Source organism: Mixta mediterraneensis, assembly GCF_014946725.1.
Classification (GTDB): domain Bacteria; phylum Pseudomonadota; class Gammaproteobacteria; order Enterobacterales; family Enterobacteriaceae; genus Pantoea; species Pantoea mediterraneensis.
In genome coordinates, this window is the sequence record NZ_JACFXY010000009.1 from 163,379 (window position 1) to 185,909 (window position 22,531).

21 protein-coding genes are annotated in these 22,531 nt (G+C 50.8%); 15 read left to right on the forward strand and 6 right to left on the reverse strand.

Annotated elements, in window-relative coordinates; all coding sequences use genetic code 11:
* Window positions 1-23: 23 nt before the first annotated feature.
* On the reverse strand, window positions 24-1,175 hold the full coding sequence (locus H2P46_RS16525) for a capsule biosynthesis protein (RefSeq protein ID WP_193405999.1): 1,152 nt from the start codon (window positions 1,173-1,175) through the stop codon (window positions 24-26).
* Window positions 1,176-2,766: 1,591 nt separating this feature from the next.
* Complete coding sequence (gene speA, locus H2P46_RS16530; RefSeq protein ID WP_193406000.1) at window positions 2,767-4,743, reverse strand: biosynthetic arginine decarboxylase; 1,977 nt, start codon at window positions 4,741-4,743, stop codon at window positions 2,767-2,769.
* An 817-nt stretch (window positions 4,744-5,560) separates the two neighbouring features.
* Between speA and metK the strand changes: the two genes are divergently transcribed.
* The 8 genes from metK to ruvX all read left to right on the forward strand — a co-directional run bounded on the left by metK (window position 5,561) and on the right by ruvX (window position 12,869).
* Window positions 5,561-6,712 carry a methionine adenosyltransferase gene (metK, locus tag H2P46_RS16535; protein WP_193406001.1) on the forward strand — a complete coding sequence of 384 codons (1,152 nt, stop codon included), beginning with the start codon at window positions 5,561-5,563 and terminating at the stop codon, window positions 6,710-6,712.
* Window positions 6,713-7,167: 455 nt separating this feature from the next.
* Entirely contained in the window at window positions 7,168-8,565 is a 1,398-nt protein-coding gene (locus H2P46_RS16540) for a sugar porter family MFS transporter (protein WP_193406030.1), read from the forward strand.
* 85 nt (window positions 8,566-8,650) lie between these two features.
* The gene (locus H2P46_RS16545; RefSeq protein ID WP_193406002.1) at window positions 8,651-9,163 is read left to right on the forward strand and encodes a SprT family zinc-dependent metalloprotease; all 513 of its coding nucleotides are present in this window, start codon (window positions 8,651-8,653) and stop codon (window positions 9,161-9,163) included.
* 74 nt (window positions 9,164-9,237) lie between these two features.
* A complete protein-coding gene (endA, locus tag H2P46_RS16550) occupies window positions 9,238-9,945 on the forward strand; it encodes a deoxyribonuclease I (RefSeq protein WP_193406003.1) in 708 nt (235 codons plus the stop codon).
* Between the two features lie 74 nt (window positions 9,946-10,019).
* The gene (rsmE, locus tag H2P46_RS16555; protein WP_193406004.1) at window positions 10,020-10,751 is read left to right on the forward strand and encodes a 16S rRNA (uracil(1498)-N(3))-methyltransferase; all 732 of its coding nucleotides are present in this window, start codon (window positions 10,020-10,022) and stop codon (window positions 10,749-10,751) included.
* 106 nt (window positions 10,752-10,857) lie between these two features.
* Entirely contained in the window at window positions 10,858-11,802 is a 945-nt protein-coding gene (gene gshB, locus H2P46_RS16560; protein ID WP_193406005.1) for a glutathione synthase, read from the forward strand.
* A gap of 84 nt (window positions 11,803-11,886) precedes the next feature.
* A complete protein-coding gene (locus H2P46_RS16565) occupies window positions 11,887-12,450 on the forward strand; it encodes a YqgE/AlgH family protein (protein ID WP_193406006.1) in 564 nt (187 codons plus the stop codon).
* Entirely contained in the window at window positions 12,450-12,869 is a 420-nt protein-coding gene (gene ruvX / locus H2P46_RS16570) for a Holliday junction resolvase RuvX (protein ID WP_193406007.1), read from the forward strand. Before H2P46_RS16565 ends, ruvX begins: the two co-directional genes overlap by 1 nt.
* Here ruvX and H2P46_RS16575 read toward each other — a convergent pair.
* Entirely contained in the window at window positions 12,863-13,858 is a 996-nt protein-coding gene (locus H2P46_RS16575; RefSeq protein WP_193406008.1) for a type IV pilus twitching motility protein PilT, read from the reverse strand. The two genes, ruvX and H2P46_RS16575, sit on opposite strands and share 7 nt — an antisense overlap.
* A gap of 14 nt (window positions 13,859-13,872) precedes the next feature.
* Between H2P46_RS16575 and H2P46_RS16580 the strand changes: the two genes are divergently transcribed.
* From H2P46_RS16580 to hemW, 4 genes are read left to right on the forward strand one after another with little or no spacing between them, the layout of a single operon-like run.
* Entirely contained in the window at window positions 13,873-14,580 is a 708-nt protein-coding gene (locus H2P46_RS16580; protein WP_193406009.1) for a YggS family pyridoxal phosphate-dependent enzyme, read from the forward strand.
* 12 nt (window positions 14,581-14,592) lie between these two features.
* A complete protein-coding gene (locus tag H2P46_RS16585) occupies window positions 14,593-15,147 on the forward strand; it encodes a YggT family protein (RefSeq protein WP_193406010.1) in 555 nt (184 codons plus the stop codon).
* A gap of 21 nt (window positions 15,148-15,168) precedes the next feature.
* The gene (locus tag H2P46_RS16590) at window positions 15,169-15,762 is read left to right on the forward strand and encodes an XTP/dITP diphosphatase (protein WP_193406011.1); all 594 of its coding nucleotides are present in this window, start codon (window positions 15,169-15,171) and stop codon (window positions 15,760-15,762) included.
* Window positions 15,755-16,888, forward strand: coding sequence for a radical SAM family heme chaperone HemW (gene hemW / locus H2P46_RS16595; protein WP_193406012.1), 1,134 nt, complete (start codon window positions 15,755-15,757; stop codon window positions 16,886-16,888). Before H2P46_RS16590 ends, hemW begins: the two co-directional genes overlap by 8 nt.
* A gap of 51 nt (window positions 16,889-16,939) precedes the next feature.
* Here the strand turns inward: hemW and H2P46_RS16600 are convergent, their stop codons facing one another.
* The 3 genes from H2P46_RS16600 to trmB all read right to left on the reverse strand — a co-directional run bounded on the left by H2P46_RS16600 (window position 16,940) and on the right by trmB (window position 18,866).
* A complete protein-coding gene (locus H2P46_RS16600) occupies window positions 16,940-17,656 on the reverse strand; it encodes a YggN family protein (protein ID WP_193406013.1) in 717 nt (238 codons plus the stop codon).
* A gap of 164 nt (window positions 17,657-17,820) precedes the next feature.
* Window positions 17,821-18,147, reverse strand: a complete 327-nt coding sequence (locus H2P46_RS16605; RefSeq protein ID WP_193406014.1) for a YggL family protein — start codon at window positions 18,145-18,147, stop codon at window positions 17,821-17,823.
* On the reverse strand, window positions 18,147-18,866 hold the full coding sequence (gene trmB / locus H2P46_RS16610; protein ID WP_193406015.1) for a tRNA (guanosine(46)-N7)-methyltransferase TrmB: 720 nt from the start codon (window positions 18,864-18,866) through the stop codon (window positions 18,147-18,149). The genes H2P46_RS16605 and trmB overlap by 1 nt, the downstream gene beginning before the upstream one ends.
* Before the next feature lie 154 nt (window positions 18,867-19,020).
* Here trmB and mutY point away from each other — a divergent pair, with 154 nt between their 5' ends.
* Genes mutY through mltC form a run of 3 tightly spaced genes read left to right on the forward strand, consistent with a single transcriptional unit; the run spans window position 19,021 to window position 21,511 of the window.
* The gene (gene mutY / locus H2P46_RS16615; RefSeq protein WP_193406016.1) at window positions 19,021-20,106 is read left to right on the forward strand and encodes an A/G-specific adenine glycosylase; all 1,086 of its coding nucleotides are present in this window, start codon (window positions 19,021-19,023) and stop codon (window positions 20,104-20,106) included.
* A complete protein-coding gene (locus H2P46_RS16620; RefSeq protein WP_009087157.1) occupies window positions 20,106-20,378 on the forward strand; it encodes an oxidative damage protection protein in 273 nt (90 codons plus the stop codon). The genes mutY and H2P46_RS16620 overlap by 1 nt, the downstream gene beginning before the upstream one ends.
* A 53-nt stretch (window positions 20,379-20,431) precedes the next feature.
* Window positions 20,432-21,511, forward strand: coding sequence for a membrane-bound lytic murein transglycosylase MltC (gene mltC, locus H2P46_RS16625; RefSeq protein WP_193406017.1), 1,080 nt, complete (start codon window positions 20,432-20,434; stop codon window positions 21,509-21,511).
* Window positions 21,512-22,531 lie beyond the last annotated feature (1,020 nt).

Sequence of the window (22,531 nt, forward strand, 5' to 3'; positions counted from 1 at the left end):
TCAATTTCCCTGGGGCGACGGCATTAATCTTTATGATCTTCAATAACAGCCAGCAGCAGTTTCAGCGTGCCGTACAGCAGGCAGCACACCAGTAACCAGCAGGCAATTAAATAAGGGACATTCGGGAAGGTGGATTCTTGTGGCTGCTGCGGCGAACTGATCACCGACAGCACTTTTAATTTACGTGCTGCTTCTACACGCGTCTTTTCAATAGAAGTAAGCGCTAACTTATAAATATCAGTATCGAAAGCCACTTTGGCTTTGATCTCTTCAAAATCTACAGCCATGCGGTTGAGCTTGTGCCCTTCTGGCGCGGTGATTTTGCTTTTCTCATCATCAATCTGTGATTGCAGCGACGCGACGGCGTTTTTTGCGCTAATAACCTGCGGCGCATCGTCACGCAAATAAGTCAGCAAATTACGCAGGTCCGCTTCCATCTGGATTTTCTGTCCTACCAGCGTATTAACCAGCGTACTGGCGGCTAGTGCTTGCGCTTCGGGATCTAAGACATTGTTGTGGTTCTGATAAGACAGCAACTCGCCTTTGCTCTGGTCCAGTCTGGCGCGAGCTTTTTGCATTTCGTTTTCTGCAAAAGTCAGCTGATCGCGGGCAATACGATGAGAAAGTTCATTGATAAAACGCTCAGACTCTTTCAGCACCGCCTGGTTAAACCGCTTAGCAAATTCAGGCGTAAAGCCTTGTGTCTGAATATCCAGCAAACCGGTTTTATCGTCATAGGCCACGCTGATGCGGCTGCGGTAATACGCAAGAAAACGTTCGGCGGTTTCTTCTTTTGCTAAATGATTAAGAAAATCCAGTCCGCTGTGGCTGAAGGCTTCATGAAAATTAAGCTGCTTATCCAGTACGGCCAGCATATCCGGTGAGTTGATGTACTCCTTTAAATAGAGCGCATCTTCTGCCGAGCTGGGGTTTGACGCACCCAGCAATAAACCAACGTTCAGGCTGCTGCCATTAATATCATCAGAGCGTTTAATCGCCACTTTAGATTCGCTCATAAAGCGCGGCTGGCTGAAAATTATCAGGTAAATCAGTAGCAGTGCCATTGGCAGTAAAATGATAATTTTGCCAAGGTGATTTTGCAGATTCGCCAGTGATAAGGCTGGAAAACGCCTGCGCATTATCAAAGTTGTGGACTTCGCTTTCTCAATTAACATGGTGCTTTCATCATTTATTTTATGTGCTCACGCAGATAGCCGCGCCTGAAGCTGCGTCGTTTATGTCTGCGGACTAGCGTTAAATTTCACCAATCGGTGACTTTATTCTGTTTATCTATCGACAATCGTTTGAAAACAGAACTATACATTCCTTATATCGTACTTTAGTACTGGCTATACCCTTAGAGGGATCTTTAAATAAACCTTTAAAATCAAAATATTAATAAGATCTAGTTGCTTTTTACCGGTTAAATAACAACATGGTCATTTGGCAAACGTGAGCGTTTACTTAAGAAATTTATCAGCCTGAGCCTGTCCTTCTTTTTTCTGCATTTGTGATGCTTACGAGCTATCACGATACTGTTTTAGTTTTTAATTAAATAATAAGCAGCCATGTACATTCACTTCCTGGATCGTTCTTTTTTCGCGCGACCTGCCACTCGTTTTATCATTAAAAAAGACAAAAAAAGGGCCTTCTGTTTATCACAGAAAATTTTTAGCAGTGTTTCCTGGCGCAGATCGCCAGTCAAAAAACAGCGTGACTGACGGGAGGAAGTTTTAGCGAATCCTATGTAACATAGCGTAAGAAATGGCACAAGATGTTTAAGAAATTTCTTAACACATAACGCTGTGTTTTTTTACACCAGGCTTACTAGCCAGATACAATAATTTTAAAAAAAGAATTTAATACAGTCAGTTAAACAATATAACTCTATTGCTTTTCCTCTTTATTAGTACTGGATATTGTAGTTACAGATAATAGCTAAAAAGCGTTATACAATTTTCAATTCGATATAACTAGCAGGCGATTAGTTTATACTTAAAACTAAAAAACGGGGTGAGAAGTGCTTTTAAATCACGCTCTCATTATGCAGAGGAGACTTTAGAAAAATTCATCATTTGAAGCCAGCTCGCTAGCACGTCATAGAATAATTTATTCTTATGTGTATGTGTAAGTATTACAGATCCTAAAACGGAAAACGCTGATAGAAAACCGAGAAAAATCCAAGAATTATATCAATAAGTTAATTCAGAGATTAACCGTTCAGAATGGTGTAAACAAAAACCAAAAATACAGAAGAGATTAAGAGGAAAACAGGAAAGAACAGGCATCATTGAAGGAATCAGTGTACTGACTTCTTTACTAATAATCGTTATCAATATCCTTTGCAGCCGACCTCACCACTACCACACCGATGATTAAAGCCAGAAAAAGTGTGATCCTCAGGCCATAAAGCACGTATTCCACATAACCACCTTTGCTGTTTTGCTCTTTACGCATTAGGACATGCTCTCAGTATGGCAGTTCAATACCTAACGTATAACCTGGCAATATTTCAATAGGATTACGATTCACATCTTAGTTGCATAAAAACATTGGCAGAATCCGCCATATCTTTTTGAAAAATATGTTTTTTTCACAGGCGAGGACAAGTGCAGAGTGAGCGTAGTGCGATTTTTCGGAAAAGCTGAAAAAGCATGAAACTGTAAAACGGAACTACTGGCTGCGTTAACAACCAGGCTTGTTAGTAAGCGTGCAGAATGCCTTTAATTACAGGCTGAGCACGCAAAGTGCCCAGCCCAATGCAGATTACTCGTCTTCTAAATAGGTATACCCATAAAGACCACTTTCAAACTCTTGCAGGAATTGCTCGCGCAGATCTTCATCAAGCTCCGTTTCTGTTACCTGATTACGGAACAGCGTCATCAACTCATTGGGATCGAGCTGAACGTAGCGCAACATATCCGCAACGGTATCGCCTTCATCAGAAAGCTGCACATCCACTTCGCCGTCTGGACGGGCATATACATCCACCGCTTCGGTATCACCAAACAGGTTGTGCATGTTGCCCAGAATCTCCTGATAAGCGCCCACCATAAAGAAGCCCAGCATAGGCGGATTTTCTACGTCATATTCCGGCATCGGCATGGTGGTGGCAAGGCCGTCGCCATCAACGTAGTGATCGATGGTGCCATCGGAATCACAGGTAATATCAAGCAGCACCGCACGGCGCTCCGGCTTTTTATTCAGCCCTTCCAGCGGCAGCACCGGGAATAGTTGATCAATTCCCCACGCATCCGGCATTGACTGGAACAGCGAGAAGTTGACGTAGATTTTATCTGCCATTCGCTCCTGCAGCTCGTCAATGATTGGACGATGCGCGCGATTGCTCGGATCAAGATGCTGCTGAATGTAATGGCAGATACTGAGATAAAGCTGCTCAGCCCAGGAACGCTGTTTGAGATCGTAAGTACCGGAAGAGTAACCGGTATGAATATCAAACAAATCCATCTGGCTGTCGTGTAACCATTCACGCAGTGAACGGCGCGTGTTTGGCTCGTGCATCTCTTGCCAGGTTTCCCACATGCTGAGAATCGGACGCGGTGCATCGGTATCTGGCGTTTCCGGCTCGCTGAACTCATTACGCTCAACGCCAATAATATTGGACACCAACACAGTGTGATGCGCGGTTACTGCACGCCCAGACTCAGTGATCACCGTCGGATGTTCAAGGCCGTGCTCATCACACGCATCGCCAATTGCCCAAATCACGTTGTTGGCGTACTCATTCAGGCCGTAGTTGACCGAGCAGTCAGACTGTGAACGGGTGCCTTCATAATCCACGCCCAACCCACCGCCGACGTCAAAGCACTTAATATTGACGCCCAGTTTGGCCAGTTCAACGTAGAAACGCGCCGATTCACGAACGCCCGTGGCGATGTCGCGAATATTCGCCATCTGTGAGCCAAGATGGAAATGCAGCAGTTGCAGGCTGTCGATACGGCCTGCATTGCGCATGATCTCAACCAGTTTCAGTACCTGCGTCGCCGACAAGCCAAATTTGGATTTTTCACCACCGCTCGACTGCCATTTACCGGACCCTTGCGACGCCAGACGGGCGCGAATACCCAGGCGCGGCACAACGTTCAGGCGTTCAGCCTCTTCAAGTACCAGCCGCACTTCGGTCATTTTTTCGAGCACCAGATAAACCTTGTGCCCCATTTTTTCGCCAATCAGCGCCAGACGTATGTATTCGCGGTCTTTGTAGCCATTACACACAATTACTGAGCGCGTTTGCCCGGCATGCGCCAGCACCGCCATCAGTTCCGCTTTCGAACCGGCCTCCAGCCCCAGCGGTTCGCCGGAATGGATAAGAGACTCAATCACGCGTTTGTGCTGGTTAACTTTGATCGGATAGACCAGGAAGTAATCACCGGTATAACCGTAGGATTCGCGTGCGCGTTTGAACGCGGCGTTAATAGAACGCAAACGATGCTGCAAAATCTGCGGAAAGCAGAACAGAGCAGGCAGGCGCTGGCCTTGCGCTTCGCGCTCTTTCACCAGCCTGGCTAAGTCAACGCGCACGTCCGGCTGATCCGGGTCCGGGCATACGCTAATATGGCCCAGTTCGTTTACGTCGTAATAGTTGTTGCCCCACCAGGCGATGTTATAGGTACGCAGCATTTTGCTGGCATCCTGATCGTTCATTGCTACCTCCTGCATTGAGCGGAGTGCACCCTGTTCGCCAGCTGACGAACCCTTGATATTCTTCACGTCGTCAGACATCACGAACCTCAATTTTCCGTTGAAAGATAAAACTATTAACCGGCTTTAATGCCGCTAATCTGGAAATTCGTTGCTCCATGTATCGCAAGGTCCTGTTCACCTGACATTGCCGTCAGTGCGATTCACGCATGAGAGTAAGTGTAAAACACCCCGGCCAGTTACGTATAAAAGGACCACGGATAATGTGCGTCATTCACCTGCATCAGCATAATGAAGGAACTAAAACGTAAGGATAGCGCGACAGATTAACCGGCGCTCGTGTCGGGATAATTACCGCAACGAACAAAATGTCGGCAAGACAGAGAAAAAGATAGGAAGCAGGAGAAAACCAGCGCGGCGCAACTGCGCAGAGAACCGAAAGGGAAGAGAATAGGGTTCATTACTTGTATCACCTCCACACATACCAGGGGTATATGGAAAACAACCTGGGTGAATGTCAGAAGCAAATCTGACAGGCGCGACGCGTGATGACGTCATCCTTTTTGCTGCTTAAAAGCAGCGGCGTTTTATACAGTTTGCAGCTAAAAAATGCAAAAAGATTATTTGGTTATTCGCTGTACAGCCGGAAAAATTTCTTCGTTTTGTCGATATGTAAAATGCTGAAACAGAAAAAGGGCTGGTAATTCGCGCATTCTGTAACCTAAAATAGACGTCCAGATGGTTTTCCATCTAAACAGGTTAATATCCAGGCGGTGTTAGCCTGATGTACTGGCACTTCCTAACTGCTCGCGGCTTTGCCTGAAGGGGCGTTGAGTCAGGTCCGGCCTCACTTACGCTATGCAGTCGAATTCAAACCATTTGTAAGGTAAAGAACAGAATGGCTAAACACCTTTTTACGTCCGAGTCCGTATCAGAAGGACATCCTGATAAAATCGCTGACCAAATCTCTGATGCCGTGCTTGATGCAATCCTGGAACAGGATCCAAAAGCACGCGTGGCCTGCGAAACTTACGTTAAAACCGGTATGGTTCTGGTTGGCGGTGAAATCACCACCAGCGCCTGGGTCGACATTGAAGAGATCACCCGTAACACCGTACGTGAAATCGGCTATGTTCATTCCGATATGGGCTTTGATGCCAACTCTTGCGCTGTGCTGAGCGCAATCGGTAAGCAATCCCCAGACATCAACCAGGGCGTTGACCGTACCGATCCGCTGGAACAAGGCGCAGGCGACCAGGGCCTGATGTTTGGTTATGCCACCAACGAAACCGACGTGCTGATGCCAGCGCCAGTGACTTACGCACACCGTTTAGTACAGCGTCAGGCGGAAGTACGTAAAAACGGTTCATTGCCGTGGTTGCGTCCTGATGCGAAAAGCCAGGTTACTTTCCAGTACAACGACGGCAAGATCGTCGGTATCGATGCTGTCGTGCTGTCAACGCAGCATGCGGAAGAGATCAGCCAGAAAGACCTGCAAGAAGCAGTGATGGAAGAGATTATTAAGCCTGTGCTGCCATCAGAATGGTTAAACGCTTCCACCAAATACCACATCAACCCAACCGGTCGTTTTGTTATCGGCGGCCCAATGGGCGACTGTGGTCTGACCGGCCGTAAAATTATTGTGGATACTTACGGCGGTATGGCTCGTCACGGTGGCGGCGCGTTCTCAGGCAAGGATCCATCAAAAGTTGACCGTTCAGCCGCTTACGCTGCACGCTATGTTGCGAAAAATATCGTGGCGGCCGGTCTGGCGGATCGTTGTGAAATTCAGGTTTCTTACGCTATCGGCGTTGCTGAACCAACGTCTATCATGGTTGAAACCTTCGGCACCGAGAAAATCTCTAGCGAGCAGCTGACTCTGCTGGTCCGTGAGTTCTTCGATCTGCGTCCTTACGGTTTGATTCAGATGCTGGATCTGCTGCATCCAATCTATAAAGAAACCGCTGCATATGGTCATTTTGGCCGTGAGCATTTCCCATGGGAAAAAACTGACAAAGCGGCACTCCTGCGCGACGCTGCCGGTCTGTAAGTATAAGTTCACGCTTTCCTCTAAGCATTACCTGAAAACCCTGCTGATAAAGCGGGGTTTTTTATTGCCGTTTTTCAGGCGCGATGAAAAATTGCCGCCAGCCAGCAGTTTTTTTTATCTCAGCTACACTTCTTTTCGCCTTTCCTGTAAGAGAAATGTTAACGATTACAGTTTTAAACGCTTTATTTATCTGTAATTTAAAAATTAAACGACGTAGTTATTCTGGTGAAAATGCGTTATTTTCAGCGTCGTCTGATTGCTGATAATTAGAGTAATGTCAGAGACTTAATGAGTGCTACACCTCACTGGTTATTTGACCTTTTTGGGCTGAAAATGCTGAATTTCAGGGCTTCAGCTTGTGTAAACGATTACACTGATGTGATCGCCCTCACTTTTTTCCCGGACAAGGTTTTTTAACATTGATAAAAACAACGATGGATAAATCTGGAGGCACTATGCCTGGCAACACACACAAAAGCAGAACATCAAATAAGGCGATGACCTTTTTTGTCTGCTTCCTGGCGGCTCTTGCTGGCCTGCTGTTCGGCTTGGATATTGGCGTTATCGCCGGTGCTTTGCCGTTCATCGCAAAAGACTTTAACGTTACGGCACACCAGCAAGAGTGGATCGTCAGCTCAATGATGTTCGGTGCAGCCGTTGGTGCTATCGGTAGTGGCTGGATGTCGTCTCGCCTGGGCCGTAAGAAAAGCCTGATGGCAGGTGCAATTCTGTTCGTAATCGGTTCTCTGTGGTCGGCAATGTCGCCAAACCCTGAGATGCTGATTTGCGCGCGCGTTTTACTGGGCCTGGCTGTGGGTATCGCTTCCTACACTGCACCGCTTTATCTCTCTGAAATCGCGCCAGAAAAAATACGCGGCAGTATGATTTCGCTGTATCAGCTGATGATCACTATCGGTATCCTTGGGGCTTATCTGACAGATACGGCATTCAGCTTCACTGGCAACTGGCGCTGGATGCTGGGCGTCATCACCATTCCTGCGGCGCTGCTGCTGGTTGGGGTGTTTTTCCTGCCTAACAGCCCTCGCTGGCTGGCGGCGAAAGGCAACTTCCGTGATGCACAGCGCGTGCTGGATCGCCTGCGCGATACCAGCGAGCAGGCAAAGCGTGAGCTGGATGAAATTCGTGACAGCCTGAAGATCAAGCAATCCGGTTGGGGCCTGTTCAAAGACAACAGCAATTTCCGTCGTGCAGTATTCCTCGGCATTCTGTTGCAGGTGATGCAGCAGTTCACCGGTATGAATGTCATCATGTACTATGCGCCGAAAATCTTTGAGATTGCGGGCTTTTCTAACACCACGGAACAGATGTGGGGCACGGTAATCGTTGGCCTCGTCAACGTACTGGCTACCTTTATCGCGATTGGTCTGGTGGACCGCTGGGGCCGTAAACCAACGCTGATCCTCGGCTTCCTGGTGATGGCTGCGGGCATGGGCATTCTGGGTACGATGCTGCATATAGGCATTAACTCGTCGGGTGCGCAATATTTTGCCATCGGCATGCTGCTGATGTTTATCATTGGCTTCGCTATGTCGGCGGGTCCGTTAATCTGGGTGCTGTGTTCTGAAATTCAGCCGCTGAAAGGCCGCGATTTTGGTATTACCGTATCCACGACCACCAACTGGATTGCGAATATGATCGTCGGTGCTACCTTCCTGACGATGCTGAATACGCTGGGCAACGCGCCGACCTTCTGGGTATACGCGCTGCTGAATGTGTTCTTTATCCTGTTGACGGTAATGCTGATTCCTGAGACCAAAAACATCTCGCTGGAGCACATCGAACGCAACCTGATGAAAGGCAGAAAACTGCGCGACATCGGTTCACACGACTGATAATCACCTTTGACGGCGGGACGTCTTCCCGCCGTTTTCTTTTCTGATATTGAGTTCACTCCCGCCTCCCCTTATTCTTAGCGCCATGAAAACTCCTCGCCTGCCCATCGCGCTCCAGCAAGCCGTGATGCGTTCTCTGCGCTATTCGCTTGATCTGGCTAATCAAACACTAGAGAGCGATTTCCCCGAACCTAAACTGGTTTATCAGCAGCGCGGTACGGCTGCCGGAACCGCCTGGCTGGAGAAGTGGGAAATCCGTCTCAATCCGGTTTTGTTGCTTGAAAACCAACAGGCGTTTATTGACGAAGTCGTGCCACATGAACTGGCGCATCTGCTGGTATGGAAAAAATTTGGTCGTGTTGCGCCACACGGCAAAGAGTGGAAATGGATGATGGAAAGCATACTTGGCGTGCCCGCTCAGCGTACCCATCGTTTTGAACTGGGATCGGTACGCAGCCGTGCCTTCTCCTATCGCTGTCAGTGCCAGCAACACCAGCTCACTGTGCGTCGTCATAACCGGGTAATACGTGGTGAAAGCGAATACCGCTGCGTTCACTGCGGCTGCCTGTTAAAACCAGGCGAGTATTCCCCTTCCTGAGCAGAATTCTCATTCCGCGTGATTCCCCATTCTGTTACCCTGCCGCCCTTTTTTAGGTCTGAGTAGAGGGGAATATGTCTCGCAAAATTTGTATTACTGTTTCGCTGTTATTTGCTCCCTTTGCCGCCAGTGCGCTGAGTCTGAATAACTATCATCAGAATAATTTTCAGCAGGCTAAAGTTTATGCCGCGCAGATTAATGCTGACGCGCCGGGAACATTTTACTGCGGCTGTAAAATCAGCTGGAAAGGTAAAAAAGGCATTCCCGATCTGAACAGCTGCGGTTATCAGGTACGGAAAAATGCCAATCGTGCTGAACGCATTGAATGGGAACATGTCGTGCCTGCCTGGGAATTTGGTCATCAGCGGCAATGCTGGCAAAACGGTGGTCGCAAAAATTGCCGAAAAGATGCCGGGTATCGCCGTATTGAAACTGATCTGCATAATCTGCAACCCGCTGTCGGCGAAGTGAATGGCGATCGCGGTAACCTGGCCTATAGCCAGTGGAACGGCGGCGATCAGCCTTATGGTCAGTGCAGTATGAAAGTAGATTTCAGGCAGAAGGTTGCCGAGCCACCTGTACGTGCGCGCGGGGCGATTGCACGCACGTATTTTTACATGCGCGACCAGTATCATCTTCGCCTGTCACGTCAGCAAACCCAGCTTTTCACGGCGTGGAACAAGCTTTATCCGGTAACTGCATGGGAATGCGAACGTGATAAACGCATCGCGCGCGTGCAGGGCAACCATAATCCTTATGTATTGCAAGCTTGCCAGCGCTAAAAACCCTGCCCTAAACTAGCTGTTTTCTCGATTCTGCCGCGGCATTCAGCGCGGCGTTCATCCTCAGGAACCTTATGCGCATACCTCGCATTTATCATGCTGAACCGCTCAGCGTTGGCAGTGAAATTACCCTAGATGAAGATGCATCTAATCACGTCGGCCGTATACTGCGTATGAGCAGCGGCCAGCGTCTGGAACTCTTCGATGGCAGTAATCTGACTTTTGCGGCAGAGATCACGCATGTTGATAAAAAGCGTGTAAAAGTAAGTGTCCTGGAAAGCCAGCTGAGCGATCGTGAATCACCTTTGTTCATGCATTTAGGCCAGGTGATGTCACGCGGTGAAAAAATGGAATTCACTATTCAGAAATCCATTGAGCTGGGTGTCAATGTGATTACGCCCCTGTTTTCTGAACGCTGTGGCGTAAAGCTGGATGCAGAAAGACTGGCAAAGAAGACCCAGCAATGGCAAAAGATCGCTATTGCTGCTTGCGAACAGTGTGGCCGCAATCGCGTACCGGAAATTCGCGAGGCGATGACGCTGGAAGCGTGGTGTGCCGAGGACGATAAGGGGCTAAAGCTCAATCTTCATCCTCGCGCCAGCCACAGTATTAATACGTTGCCGCAGCCGGTTGAGCGGGTGCGTTTGCTGATTGGCCCGGAAGGCGGCCTTACCGCTGACGAGATCGCCATGACAGCGCAACATGAATTTACTGACATTTTGCTTGGCCCTCGGGTTTTACGCACTGAAACCACCGCGTTGACCGCCATTACGGCACTTCAGGTGAGGTTTGGCGACCTGGGTTAAGCGATAATTTTTATGACGCACGCAGCACACACGGCGTCCTGACTGATCAGCCCAACGCTGACCGCAAGGAACGAGACGGTAATTCCGCCTCATTGAGGAGAGAATAATGATTAAGCTTGGCATCGTGATGGACCCCATCGCGTCCATCAATATTAAAAAAGACAGCAGCTTCGCCATGTTGCTGGAAGCACAGCGCCGTGGTTACGAAATCCACTACATGGAGATGGGTGATCTCTCGCTGCGTGGCGGTGTCTCTTATGCCCGCACCCGTCTGCTGAGCGTCGAGCAAAATTACGACGGCTGGTATCAGTTTGGCAGCGAGCAGGAGATTAAACTCGCCGATCTGAACGTGGTTCTGATGCGTAAAGATCCCCCCTTTGATACCGAATTTATCTATGCAACCTATATTCTGGAACGCGCAGAAGAGCAAGGCACGCTTATTGTTAACAAGCCGCAAAGCCTGCGTGACTGCAACGAAAAGCTCTATACTGCATGGTTTGCCGAGTTTACACCGGACACTTTAGTGACTCGCAATAAAGAGAAAATTCGCGCTTTCTGGCAAGAGCATGGCGATATCATCATGAAACCGCTGGATGGTATGGGAGGCGCGTCGATTTTCCGCGTGAAGCAAGAAGATCCTAACTTTTCAGTGATTACGGAAGCGTTGACCAACCATGGCAAATTCTTTTGCATGGCGCAGAATTATATTCCCGCCATCAAAGACGGCGACAAACGCGTTCTGGTCGTTGATGGCGAACCGGTGCCTTATTGCCTGGCGCGCATTCCGCAGGGTGGTGAAACGCGCGGTAATCTCGCCGCAGGCGGACGCGGTGAAGCTCGCCCGCTAACGGAAAGCGACTGGGAAATTGCCCGTCGCGTTGGTCCAACGTTGAAAGCAAAAGGGCTGATTTTTGTCGGTCTGGACATCATCGGTGATAAACTGACAGAAGTTAACGTGACCAGCCCGACATGCGTGCGCGAAATTGAGGCAGCATTCCCTATTTCAATCACCGGTATGTTGATGGATGCCATCGAAAAACATCTGGGCTGAGCATGACGCGGGAGTCATGCTCCGAAATCAACCCAACACCGGCGGGCAATTGCGCGCCGGTTATTTTTGGTACATCGAGTGAGAATGAATTTACAGCATCATTTTTTGATTGCCATGCCTTCGCTGCAAGACCCTTTCTTCAAACGTTCCGTGGTGTACGTTTGTGAACACAACGAAGAAGGAGCCATGGGACTGATCGTCAACAAGCCCATGGAGAATCTGACGGTGGAAAGCATTCTTAAAAAGCTCAGGATCGATTCAGACAATCGCGATCCGGCCATTAAGCTGGATAAACCGGTATTTTCCGGTGGTCCACTGGCAGAAGATCGCGGTTTTATCCTGCACTCTGCACAACGCATTTTTTCCGCCAGTGTGCGTATCTCCGACACCACGGTGATCACGACTTCGCGAGATGTGCTGGAAGCGATTGGGACAAAATCGCAACCGGAGAACGTGCTGGTAGCGCTGGGCTACTGTGCCTGGGAAAAAGATCAGCTGGAAAGTGAGCTAATGGAAAATGCGTGGCTGACCACATCCGCAAACAGCAATATCCTATTTAAAACACCCATTGCTGAGCGATGGCGTGAAGCGGCGCGCAGTATTGGCGTTGATATTCACAATATGGCCAGCGACGCCGGACACGCCTGATGTTAAATCATACCTTGCTAGGCTTCGACTTTGGCACCAAAAGCATCGGTGTGGCGGTAGGACAGCAACTTACCGGCAGTGCTCGCCCGTTAGCGGCATTAAAGGCCCAGAACGGCACGCCAGACTGGCAGCAGATAGAAAAGCTGCTCAAAGAGTGGCAGCCCGACTTTGTCGTCGTCGGCTTACCGCTGAATATGGACGGTACAGAGCAGGAATTAACTGCCCGCGCGCGTAAGTTTGCCAATCGCCTCCACGGTCGCTTTGGTGTGCGCATCGAATTACAGGATGAACGTCTCAGTACAATTGAAGCGCGTGCCGGGCTGTTTGAGCGCAGGGGATATCGCGCTCTGAACAAAGGCTCGGTTGATTCCCAGTCTGCGGCAATCATTTTGCAAGACTGGTTCGAAACGCATTACTGAATCAATCCTTCTGCCTGACGCGCTAACATGCTCTGTTCAAAAGTCTGCATACCGGCATGTGCGCCGGTTTGTAGCACGCCGGGAATCTGGTGCATCTTCCCTTCTCTGATCAGATTCGACACCGCCGATGTTGCCACCAGCACTTCAAACAGGCCAATGCGTTTGCCTTCAGACGAGGAGACCAGCCGCTGAGCGATCACCGCTTTCAGGCTGCCGGCTAATTGCGTACGCACCAGGTTTTTTTCTTCTGCCGGAAAAACATCAACCAAACGATCCACGGCCTGCGCTGCGCCACGTGTATGCAAGGTTGCCAGCACCAGATGCCCGGTTTCGGCTGCGGTCAGCGCCTGGCGAATGGTGTCGCTGTCACGCAACTCGCCCAGCAAGATCACATCCGGATCTTCACGTAGTGCAGCTTTCAGTCCGTGGCTAAACGAATGGCAATGAACGCCCACTTCACGCTGCTGGATCAGCGATTGCTGACTGTGATGAATAAACTCGATGGGATCTTCCAGCGTAATAATGTGTCGCGCCTGCTGACGGTTAATCGCATCCACGATGGCCGCCAGGGTGGTCGATTTACCGCTGCCGGTAGGACCGGTAATTAAAATCAGCCCGTCATCTTTTTCCAGCAGCGAGGACACTATCGCAGGCAAGCGTAAACTTTCCAGCGCCGGACACTGGCTGGCGATAGTACGTAATGCTAAAGACAGCCCCTGCCGCTGTCTGAACAGATTCGCGCGTAGCCGTTGACCACCGGATAAGTTCAGCGCGAAATCAAGCTGCCCTGCGGCTTTAAGCTGTTGCTGCTGCGCCTCATCCAGCCAGATATTGATAAACTGCGTCATCCATTGCGAAGTGACTTTCGGCCAGTCAGGCAAGGCTTCCAGACGGCCCTGCCGTCGCCAGTAGGGCAAATGTCCGCTGCAAAGGTGCAGATCGGCAGCGTTATGCTTTACACTAAGCGCCACAATTTCATCCAGATCCATAATTTCTCCTGACTATGACCTCAATTCAGCACAACCTACAGCAAGTCCGACAGCGAATCGCTGCTGCAGCCGCGCGTTGCGGCAGAGCTCCAGAAGAAATTACCCTGCTTGCAGTCAGCAAAACCAAACCTGCGAGCGCGGTCGAAGACGTCGTCGCCGCCGGGCAAATGGCCTTTGGAGAAAATTACGTGCAGGAAGGGGTTGAAAAAGTTCAAGCGTTGACCGCACATCCTCATCTGGAATGGCACTTTATCGGCCCGTTACAATCCAATAAAAGTCGCTTAGTGGCAGAAAATTTCGCATGGTGTCACACCGTGGACCGCCAGCGTATCGCGCAGCGTTTGAATGACCAGCGTCCGCTCTCACTGCCACCGCTTAATGTATTAATTCAGGTAAATATCAGTGACGAAAACAGCAAATCTGGCATCATGCTGGAGGCTGTGCCTGAGCTGGCGCAGCAAATAACACAATTGCCGCAACTTCAACTACGCGGATTAATGGCGATTCCCGCACCAGAACGTGATTACGAACGACAGCTGGCAGTGTGTCAGCAAATGGCCGACGCATTTCTACAGCTGAAACAGCACTATGCCAGTGTCGATACGCTCTCACTGGGGATGAGCGATGATATGGAAGCCGCTATTGCCGCAGGCAGCACTATGGTGCGCATCGGCACAGCATTATTTGGCGCGCGCAATTACGCGAGCAAACCACAACAATAATTGAGGAACTTCATGTTAACAATGACGTTTTTAGTAAAAACGCTGATCGATCTCTACGTCATGGTGCTGCTGCTGCGCATCTGGATGCAGTGGTCACGCTGTGATTTTTACAACCCGCTGTCGCAGTTTGTAGTGAAGATTACTCAGCCAGTCATTAAGCCGCTGCGCCGCATTATTCCTGCGCTGGGACCGATTGATACCGCCTCTCTGCTGCTGGCTTTTGTACTGACTACGCTTAAATATCCGATCCTGTTATTGATTCAGGTTGGCGTGTTCTCGATTGATCCCACCAATCTGCTGGTCGGCCTGCTGTCACTGGTGAAATCGGCCGGTTATCTGGTGTTCTGGGTCATCATTATTCGCTCACTGATGAGTTGGATCAGCCAGGGCCGCGGGCCAGTTGATTACGTCCTGATTCAGCTGACCGAACCGCTGATGGCTCCGATTCGCCGGATTTTGCCAGCAATGGGCGGCATCGATTTCTCAGCAATGATTGTGATTCTGGTGTTGTATGCACTGAATTTTCTCGGCATGGACCTGTTCCCAGGTCTCTGGTATCTGCTGTAACCGAATTGAACTGGAACTGATATGCAAAAAGTTGTGCTCGCCACTGGCAATCCCGGCAAAGTGCGTGAACTGGCGGATCTGTTATCCGCCTTTGGCCTGGATATTGTGGCGCAAACCGAACTTGGCGTGGAATCGGCTGAAGAAACCGGCCTGACCTTTATCGAAAACGCCATTCTTAAAGCGCGTCACGCGGCGCAAATTACCGGTTTGCCGGCGATTGCTGATGACTCCGGCTTAGCGGTCGATGCACTTGGCGGCGCACCGGGAATCTATTCCGCGCGCTACGCCGGAGAACAGGCCAGCGATCAGCAGAATCTGGAAAAGCTGCTTACCGCGCTGGAAAATGTGCCTGACGGCCATCGCCAGGCGCAATTCCACTGCGTGCTGGTGTATCTGCGCCACGCCGACGATCCTACCCCGCTCGTCTTTCACGGTAGCTGGGAGGGCGTAATTACCCGCACCTGTGCTGGTGAAGGTGGCTTTGGGTATGATCCTGTCTTTTATGTTCCTGAAGCAGGAAAAACCGCCGCCGAGCTGAGCAAAGCAGAAAAAGGCGCGGTTTCTCATCGTGGTAAAGCATTGACGCTGTTGCTGGAAGCGCTGCGTAATGCCTAACCTACCGCCGTTGAGTCTGTACATCCATATTCCGTGGTGCGTACAAAAATGTCCTTACTGTGATTTCAATTCCCACGCGCTGAAAGATGAGGTGCCGCACATTGAGTATGTGCAGCACCTGCTACACGATTTGGAAAATGATCTGCCGCTGATTCATCATCGCGAAGTGCATACCCTGTTTATTGGTGGCGGCACGCCAAGCCTGTTAAGCAGTCATGCCATGCAGCTGCTTCTGGATGGTGTGCGCGAGCGCTTAACGCTGGCGGAAGGCGCTGAGATCACCATGGAAGCTAATCCGGGCGCGGTGGAAGCCGACCGCTTTAGCGCTTACCAACGCGCCGGTATTAACCGTATCTCAATTGGCGTGCAAAGTTTCAGTCCACAAAAGCTGGAGCGCCTGGGTCGTATCCACGGGCCTGAAGAGGCCAGACGCGCCGCACAGTTGGCAGAAGGTTTACAGCTACGCAGCTTTAATCTCGATCTGATGCACGGTTTGCCCGATCAGTCGCTGGAAGACGCGCTGGATGATTTGCGTCAGGCGATTGCGCTCAACCCACCGCATTTATCGTGGTATCAGCTGACCATTGAGCCAAATACGCTGTTTGCTTCCCGTCCACCTAAGCTGCCGGATGATGATGCGCTATGGGATATTTTCGAGCAGGGCCACCAGTTGCTGTCTGCTGCGGGGTATCAGCAATATGAGACGTCGGCCTACGCCAGGCCAGGCTATCGCTGCGAACATAACCTCAACTACTGGCGCTTTGGTGATTATCTCGGTATTGGTTGTGGCGCGCACGGCAAACTGACGCAGCCTGATGGCCGTATTGTGCGCACGGTGAAAACGCGTCATCCACGCGGCTTTATGCAGGGAAAATACCTTGATAAGCAATATGATGTCGCCGACACCGATAAGCCATTCGAATATTTTATGAACCGCTTCCGTCTGCTGGAGGCGGCACCGCGTAACGAATTTACGCGTTATACCGGCTTGTCTGAACAGGCAATTCGCCCACAGATGGATGCGGCAATTGCGGCGGGCTATGTCATTGAAACAGATGAGTACTGGCAGATTAGTGAGAAAGGAAAGTTGTTTTTGAATTCGCTGCTGGAACTGTTTTTAGCCTGAGATAGCTGGCAAAGACGCATCAGCCAGAGCCGTTCTGGCTGATGCGGCAATTTACTTATTCAAATCTGCAACCAGGCTTTTACGCTGATCTTCCAGCGAAATAACGCGGTTACAAACTTCGTGTCCGAAGTTTTTGAAGTCCTGTTCCTGGTTGCTCCATTCCGCCTGAATCGACTGCTGAAGCCCACCAAGATTTCCCATAATAGCCTGTAGCGGGTTGCTGCCATTGCTGGCCTGTTTACTGCCCATTTCGTTCAGGCTGTCCTGCATAATACCGCCCAGCGTCGTCTGTACCAGCTGTTCGCCGTCAGCGCGCACCTGATCGATGGCCTGATGATGGAAAGTTAACCCGTCCGGACGATGCTCAATAATCCGGTTCATCTGCTGTTTTAACTGGCCATTCAGCGTACTGAGGCGATTACGCACGTTGCTGTCAGCGCCGAGCTTCTCAACAATGACTTTATCCAGCGCCACGCGGCTTTTTTCCAGTCGCGAAGTGGCTCCGCTGTCAATCCATGGCAGATCGCGACGCAACGCATTTTGGTAATCAATCGCTTTCTGGCGATCCGCATTGTTCATCGTCACTTTCTGAGCATTGAACTGCACGTCGCCCTGCGGCGTGATTTCCAGATTACCGTTAGCGCCGACTACCTGCACGCTTTGCGGCTTGATTATCACATCATCCTTCGGCTTCACGCTACATTCATACGCAGCCTGAGCCTGGGTCGCTGCTAACAGCAGCGCAGTAAGAAGCACTTTCCGAATCATTAACTCTCCTTATCCACCTGAAACCGTGCTGAAAGGTCGGGCATTCGCGCCGCAGTGATTTTTGTGCTGGTCAGCGCACAGCATCCAAAACCTACGGGTACGTGAAGAATGCGAGCACTGTCCGGTAGGCAAAGCACAAGTAAGCCAGCCCGATGCGATCTAACTTAGTCCCACCAGACGTCAAAGAGTTCGGTAACCTGGATGTCTTGCAGGTTGCGATCCTGTAACCATTTACGCACCAGCTCACGGTGTTCCTCGGTGCATTTGCCGGTTTGCTGCAAACAAATCAGCCCTTCCCATGCCAGATAACCGCTACCGTCATAGGCCAGGCCATTGGGATCGATGGCTTCATTAATAAATTGATTCAGCGTTTCGTCGATTTCAGTTTCAGACATCCCCTCCGGGAAACGCCAGGCAACGGAGAAACCCAGCTCCTGAAACTCATCAATGTGTAATTTTTTACGTAAACGGCGGCTGCGTTGCGTGGCCATTATTTCACCCTCTCAAACATTAAATCCCATACGCCATGGCCTAAACGCTGCCCGCGCTGCTCAAATTTAGTCAATGGACGTGTCTCAGGACGCGGCACATAGTTCTGGCTCTCGGACTGATTTTTGTAACCATCAATGCTATTCATTACTTCCAGCATATGTACGGCATAAGCTTCCCAGTCAGTCGCCATATGGAATACGCCGCCCAGCTTCAGCTTGCGCATCACCAATTCGGCAAACGGGACCTGTACGATACGACGCTTATTGTGACGCGCTTTGTGCCACGGGTCAGGGAAAAACAGCTGAACCATACGCAGCGAGTTATCTGGAATCATCTTCTCCAGCACTTCTACTGCGTCATGACACATTACGCGCAGGTTTTCGACGCCCGCTTCTTTCGCTGCACTTAAACACGCGCCGACGCCCGGCGCATGAACTTCGATACCAAGAAAGTTTTGCTGGGGATTGTTTTGCGCCATGGTCACCAAAGAAGCGCCCATACCAAAACCAATTTCCAGCGTTACCGGCGCTTCGTGGCCAAACAGCAGTGGCAGATCGATTGGCTCCGGCTGATATTCCACGCCCATTTCCGGCCAGTAACTATCGAGCGCCAGTTGCTGGCCTTTGGTTAACCGACCCTGGCGGCGCACAAAACTGCGAATACGGCGCAGTGGGCGCCCGTTCTCATCAAATTCCGGAGTTATGACGTCATTAATCATGTCAAAGCCTGCTGGTTAGCCTGTTCTGGGAAACGGGCATTATGCAAAGTTCATAAACAGAAGCAAGCCTTTGCAATCTTCCGGTTTACACCCAGTTGCGCATGTGCTGGAATTCCTGCCTGAGTGTAGAGTAATCACGGAAAATTTCCTTCTTATGATGCAAGCGCCGCAGTTCGCGCAACAGGTGCTGGACTGGTATCAGCGCTTTGGCCGCAAAACCCTGCCGTGGCAGTTAGAGAAAACACCTTATAAGGTGTGGCTGTCCGAAGTGATGTTACAGCAAACCCAGGTTGCTACCGTTATCCCCTATTTTGAACGCTTTATGGCGCGCTTTCCGACGGTTAATGAGTTAGCCGCTGCGCCGTTAGATGAAGTGCTACATCTCTGGACCGGTCTTGGCTACTACGCTCGTGCACGTAATCTGCACAAAGCGGCAAAGCAGATTGTTGATGTGCACAAAGGTGAATTCCCGCAAAATTTTGATGATGTGGCGGCGCTGCCTGGCGTCGGTCGTTCAACGGCAGGGGCAATTTTGTCGCTGTCGCTGGGTCAGCATTTTCCGATTCTGGATGGCAATGTAAAACGCGTGTTGGCACGTTGCTATGCGGGGGCGGGCTGGCCGGGTAAAAAGGACGTTGAAAAGCGCTTATGGCAAATCAGTGAAACCGTCACACCCGCCGAAGGCGTCAGCCAGTTCAACCAGGCAATGATGGATCTCGGTGCGATTGTCTGTACCCGCTCGAAACCCAAATGTGAAACTTGCCCGTTAAGCAGCGGCTGCGTGGCGTATGCTAACAACAGCTGGGCAAGTTATCCCGGTAAAAAGCCGAAACAAATTTTGCCCGAACGCAGCGGCTGGTTCCTGATGATTCAACATGGCGACGAAGTCTGGCTGGAACAACGTCCAGCGGTGGGATTATGGGGAGGTTTGTTCTGCTTTCCACAATTTATCCATGAAGAAGCCTTAATTGACTGGTTAGAGGCACGCGGCATCTACGCTAAGCCGCAGCAGTTAACCGCTTTTCGTCATACCTTCAGCCATTTCCATCTGGATATTGTTCCCATGTGGCTGGCATGGCCTTCTGCCGGGGCGGCGATGGATGAAGCAGGCGGTCTCTGGTATAACTTAGCGCTGCCACCGTCAGTGGGATTAGCTGCACCTGTCGAGCGACTTTTGCACGAGTTGCGCCATCCCCAACAACTGGCTTTGCACAGTTGTGAGATTAATGAGGAAGAATAATGAGCCGCACCATTTTTTGTACTTTTTTACAACGTGACGCTGAAGGTCAGGACTTTCAGCTCTATCCTGGCGATCTGGGCAAGCGTATTTACAACGAAATATCCAAAGAAGCCTGGCAGAAGTGGATGGCCAAGCAGACCATGTTGATCAATGAAAAGAAGCTCAACATGATGAACCCGGAAGACCGTAAAGTGCTGGAAAAGGAGATGGTGAATTTCCTGTTTGAAGGCAAAGATGTGCATATTGAAGGCTACACGCCGCCCGAAGCGTAAATACTTTTGGCCTCTACATTGAGGCCACTATCCTGGTCAGGCACACATTTCCAATGAATAAAAATTTGCTAGCCCTGCTGGTGATCGCACCACTTTTGGTTTCCTGTTCTGGACAAAAAAAACAGCTGTTTCACGAAGACTGGGTTAAGGATACCAACGGATTTGACATTTTAATGGGCCAGTTCGCCCATAACATTGAGAATATTTGGGGTATCAATGAGGTTCTGATCGCCGGACCGAAAGATTATGTCAAATATAGCGATAACTATTACACCCGCAGCCACATCAACTTCGAAAGCGGCAGTATTACCATCGAGACTATTGCCGGAACCGATCCGATGGCCAGTCTGCGTCAGGCGATTGTGACCACGCTGTTAATTGGTGACGATCCAGGCAATGTCGATCTTTACTCTGATGCCAACGATATTGTTATCAGCAAAGAGCCGCTGCTATACGGTCAGGTGCTGGATAATACCGGCCAGGCTATCCGCTGGCAGGGTCGCGCCGAAAACTTCGCTGATTATCTGATCAAAAATAAATTGAAGCGCCGCATGTCGGGCCTGCATGTGATTTATTCGATCACTATCCCGATGGTGCCGAACCACCTCGATAAACGCGCCCATAAATATCTGCCGATAGTGCGCAAAGCCGCCGAAGAGTATGGCGTGGATGCCTCGCTGATTCTGGCGATTATGCAAACCGAATCGAGCTTTAACCCCTATGCGGTCAGCCATGCCGACGCGCTGGGTTTGATGCAGGTGGTGCAGCATACGGCTGGTGTTGATGTGTTCCGCATGAAAGGCAAATGGGGCAAGCCAAGCCGCAGCTATTTGCTTGATCCAGAGAATAATATCGACGCAGGAACGGCGTACTTGTCTATTCTGCAAAAAAGTTATTTAGGCGGCATTCAGGATCCCCTGTCCCGGCGTTATGCAGTGATCACCGCTTACAACGGTGGTGCAGGCAGCGTACTCCGGGTGTTTTCGAGTGATAAGGATCGTGCGTTCAGTGTTATCAACGCCATGTCGCCGAGCGAGGTTTATCAGACGCTGGCGAAACAGCATCCGTCAGCAGAGTCACGTCGTTATTTATACAAGGTGAGTACGGCGCAGCGTAGTTACCATCGGTATTGACAGGAGCCGAACGGGGTTCGGGAAACGCCAGGCGTTTCATCCTTTGTATGGCGTGCAGGTTTTACCTGCCGGGTGGGGTTTCACTCCGTGAGGTTTCTGACCGCCAGGCGGGGGAGTCAGCATGGCCTGACGGGCCGGTCAGGCACGCAGGGTGGGATGGTTCACTCCGTGAGGGTTCCGCCCGCCAGGGGGGAAGTCAGCATGGCCTGACGAGCCGGTCAGGCACGCAGGGTGGGATGGTTCACTCCGTGAGGGTTCCGCCCGCCAGGCGGGGAAGTCAGCATGGCCTGACGAGCCGGTCAGGCACGCAGGGTGGGATGGTTCACTCCGTGAGGGTTCCGCCCGCCAGGCGGGGGGGAGTTTCAGCCCGGCCTGTGCAGGCGGACGTGTTAAGGGGCTTACGCCCGCCCCTTAACAATCCCGGCGTCCGGCAGCCTTCGCTGTCCCTTCGTCACTCACTGCGGCCTGACGGACCGTCCGGACTCGCCGTCCTGGCTCGTTCCGGCCTCTCGCCGACGTCCTGTCGGCTCGTCCTGGCCTCCGTTCTCTCCTCAGCGCGACGGATGCCTCCTCAAACCGCCTTCTGTGAGTGATAAGTTTTTTCTCGGCCAGGCATTGTCTGTTGGCTGGGATGCAAAAGTCACAAATTCATCGCGATGAAGGCATATTTTCCTCAGCCGGGTATTTTCTGTTGGTCGGGGATCAAAAGCCACAAAGCTACAAAATTATCGCGATAAATTCATAAAAGGAAAAAGCCGCTGTTGCAGCGGAGGTTTGCCAGAGGCCATCCTGCCCGCTGAGCGGATGAGGGATTTCAGGACGAGCGGCAGGGAGGCCGCGAAGAGGACGGCATGAGCCAGGACGGCGAATCCGTCCGGTCCGTAAAGAAATCCCGAAGAAGCGAAGGCACCGCGTAGCGGCGGGCGGGCTGGCCGGAAGCGCGGGTCAAGGATTGCCGCTTATACACAACTCCGAGCCCACGAGACTCCCGAGGATATCGTGTGGCGTCTTCTGCCTGAG

Coding starts and splice junctions, on each gene's coding strand:
- hemW (WP_193406012.1), top strand. CDS start 15,755: ATGCCTAACCTACCGCCGTTGAGTCTGTACATCCATATTCCGTGGTGC.
- H2P46_RS16565 (WP_193406006.1), top strand. CDS start 11,887: ATGAATTTACAGCATCATTTTTTGATTGCCATGCCTTCGCTGCAAGAC.
- mltC (WP_193406017.1), top strand. CDS start 20,432: ATGAATAAAAATTTGCTAGCCCTGCTGGTGATCGCACCACTTTTGGTT.
- gshB (WP_193406005.1), top strand. CDS start 10,858: ATGATTAAGCTTGGCATCGTGATGGACCCCATCGCGTCCATCAATATT.
- mutY (WP_193406016.1), top strand. CDS start 19,021: ATGATGCAAGCGCCGCAGTTCGCGCAACAGGTGCTGGACTGGTATCAG.
- H2P46_RS16600 (WP_193406013.1), bottom strand. CDS start 17,656: ATGATTCGGAAAGTGCTTCTTACTGCGCTGCTGTTAGCAGCGACCCAG.
- trmB (WP_193406015.1), bottom strand. CDS start 18,866: ATGATTAATGACGTCATAACTCCGGAATTTGATGAGAACGGGCGCCCA.
- H2P46_RS16605 (WP_193406014.1), bottom strand. CDS start 18,147: ATGGCCACGCAACGCAGCCGCCGTTTACGTAAAAAATTACACATTGAT.
- endA (WP_193406003.1), top strand. CDS start 9,238: ATGTCTCGCAAAATTTGTATTACTGTTTCGCTGTTATTTGCTCCCTTT.
- H2P46_RS16575 (WP_193406008.1), bottom strand. CDS start 13,858: ATGGATCTGGATGAAATTGTGGCGCTTAGTGTAAAGCATAACGCTGCC.
- H2P46_RS16585 (WP_193406010.1), top strand. CDS start 14,593: ATGTTAACAATGACGTTTTTAGTAAAAACGCTGATCGATCTCTACGTC.
- H2P46_RS16540 (WP_193406030.1), top strand. CDS start 7,168: ATGCCTGGCAACACACACAAAAGCAGAACATCAAATAAGGCGATGACC.
- H2P46_RS16525 (WP_193405999.1), bottom strand. CDS start 1,175: ATGTTAATTGAGAAAGCGAAGTCCACAACTTTGATAATGCGCAGGCGT.
- H2P46_RS16620 (WP_009087157.1), top strand. CDS start 20,106: ATGAGCCGCACCATTTTTTGTACTTTTTTACAACGTGACGCTGAAGGT.
- ruvX (WP_193406007.1), top strand. CDS start 12,450: ATGTTAAATCATACCTTGCTAGGCTTCGACTTTGGCACCAAAAGCATC.
- H2P46_RS16590 (WP_193406011.1), top strand. CDS start 15,169: ATGCAAAAAGTTGTGCTCGCCACTGGCAATCCCGGCAAAGTGCGTGAA.
- H2P46_RS16580 (WP_193406009.1), top strand. CDS start 13,873: ATGACCTCAATTCAGCACAACCTACAGCAAGTCCGACAGCGAATCGCT.
- H2P46_RS16545 (WP_193406002.1), top strand. CDS start 8,651: ATGAAAACTCCTCGCCTGCCCATCGCGCTCCAGCAAGCCGTGATGCGT.
- speA (WP_193406000.1), bottom strand. CDS start 4,743: ATGTCTGACGACGTGAAGAATATCAAGGGTTCGTCAGCTGGCGAACAG.
- metK (WP_193406001.1), top strand. CDS start 5,561: ATGGCTAAACACCTTTTTACGTCCGAGTCCGTATCAGAAGGACATCCT.
- rsmE (WP_193406004.1), top strand. CDS start 10,020: ATGCGCATACCTCGCATTTATCATGCTGAACCGCTCAGCGTTGGCAGT.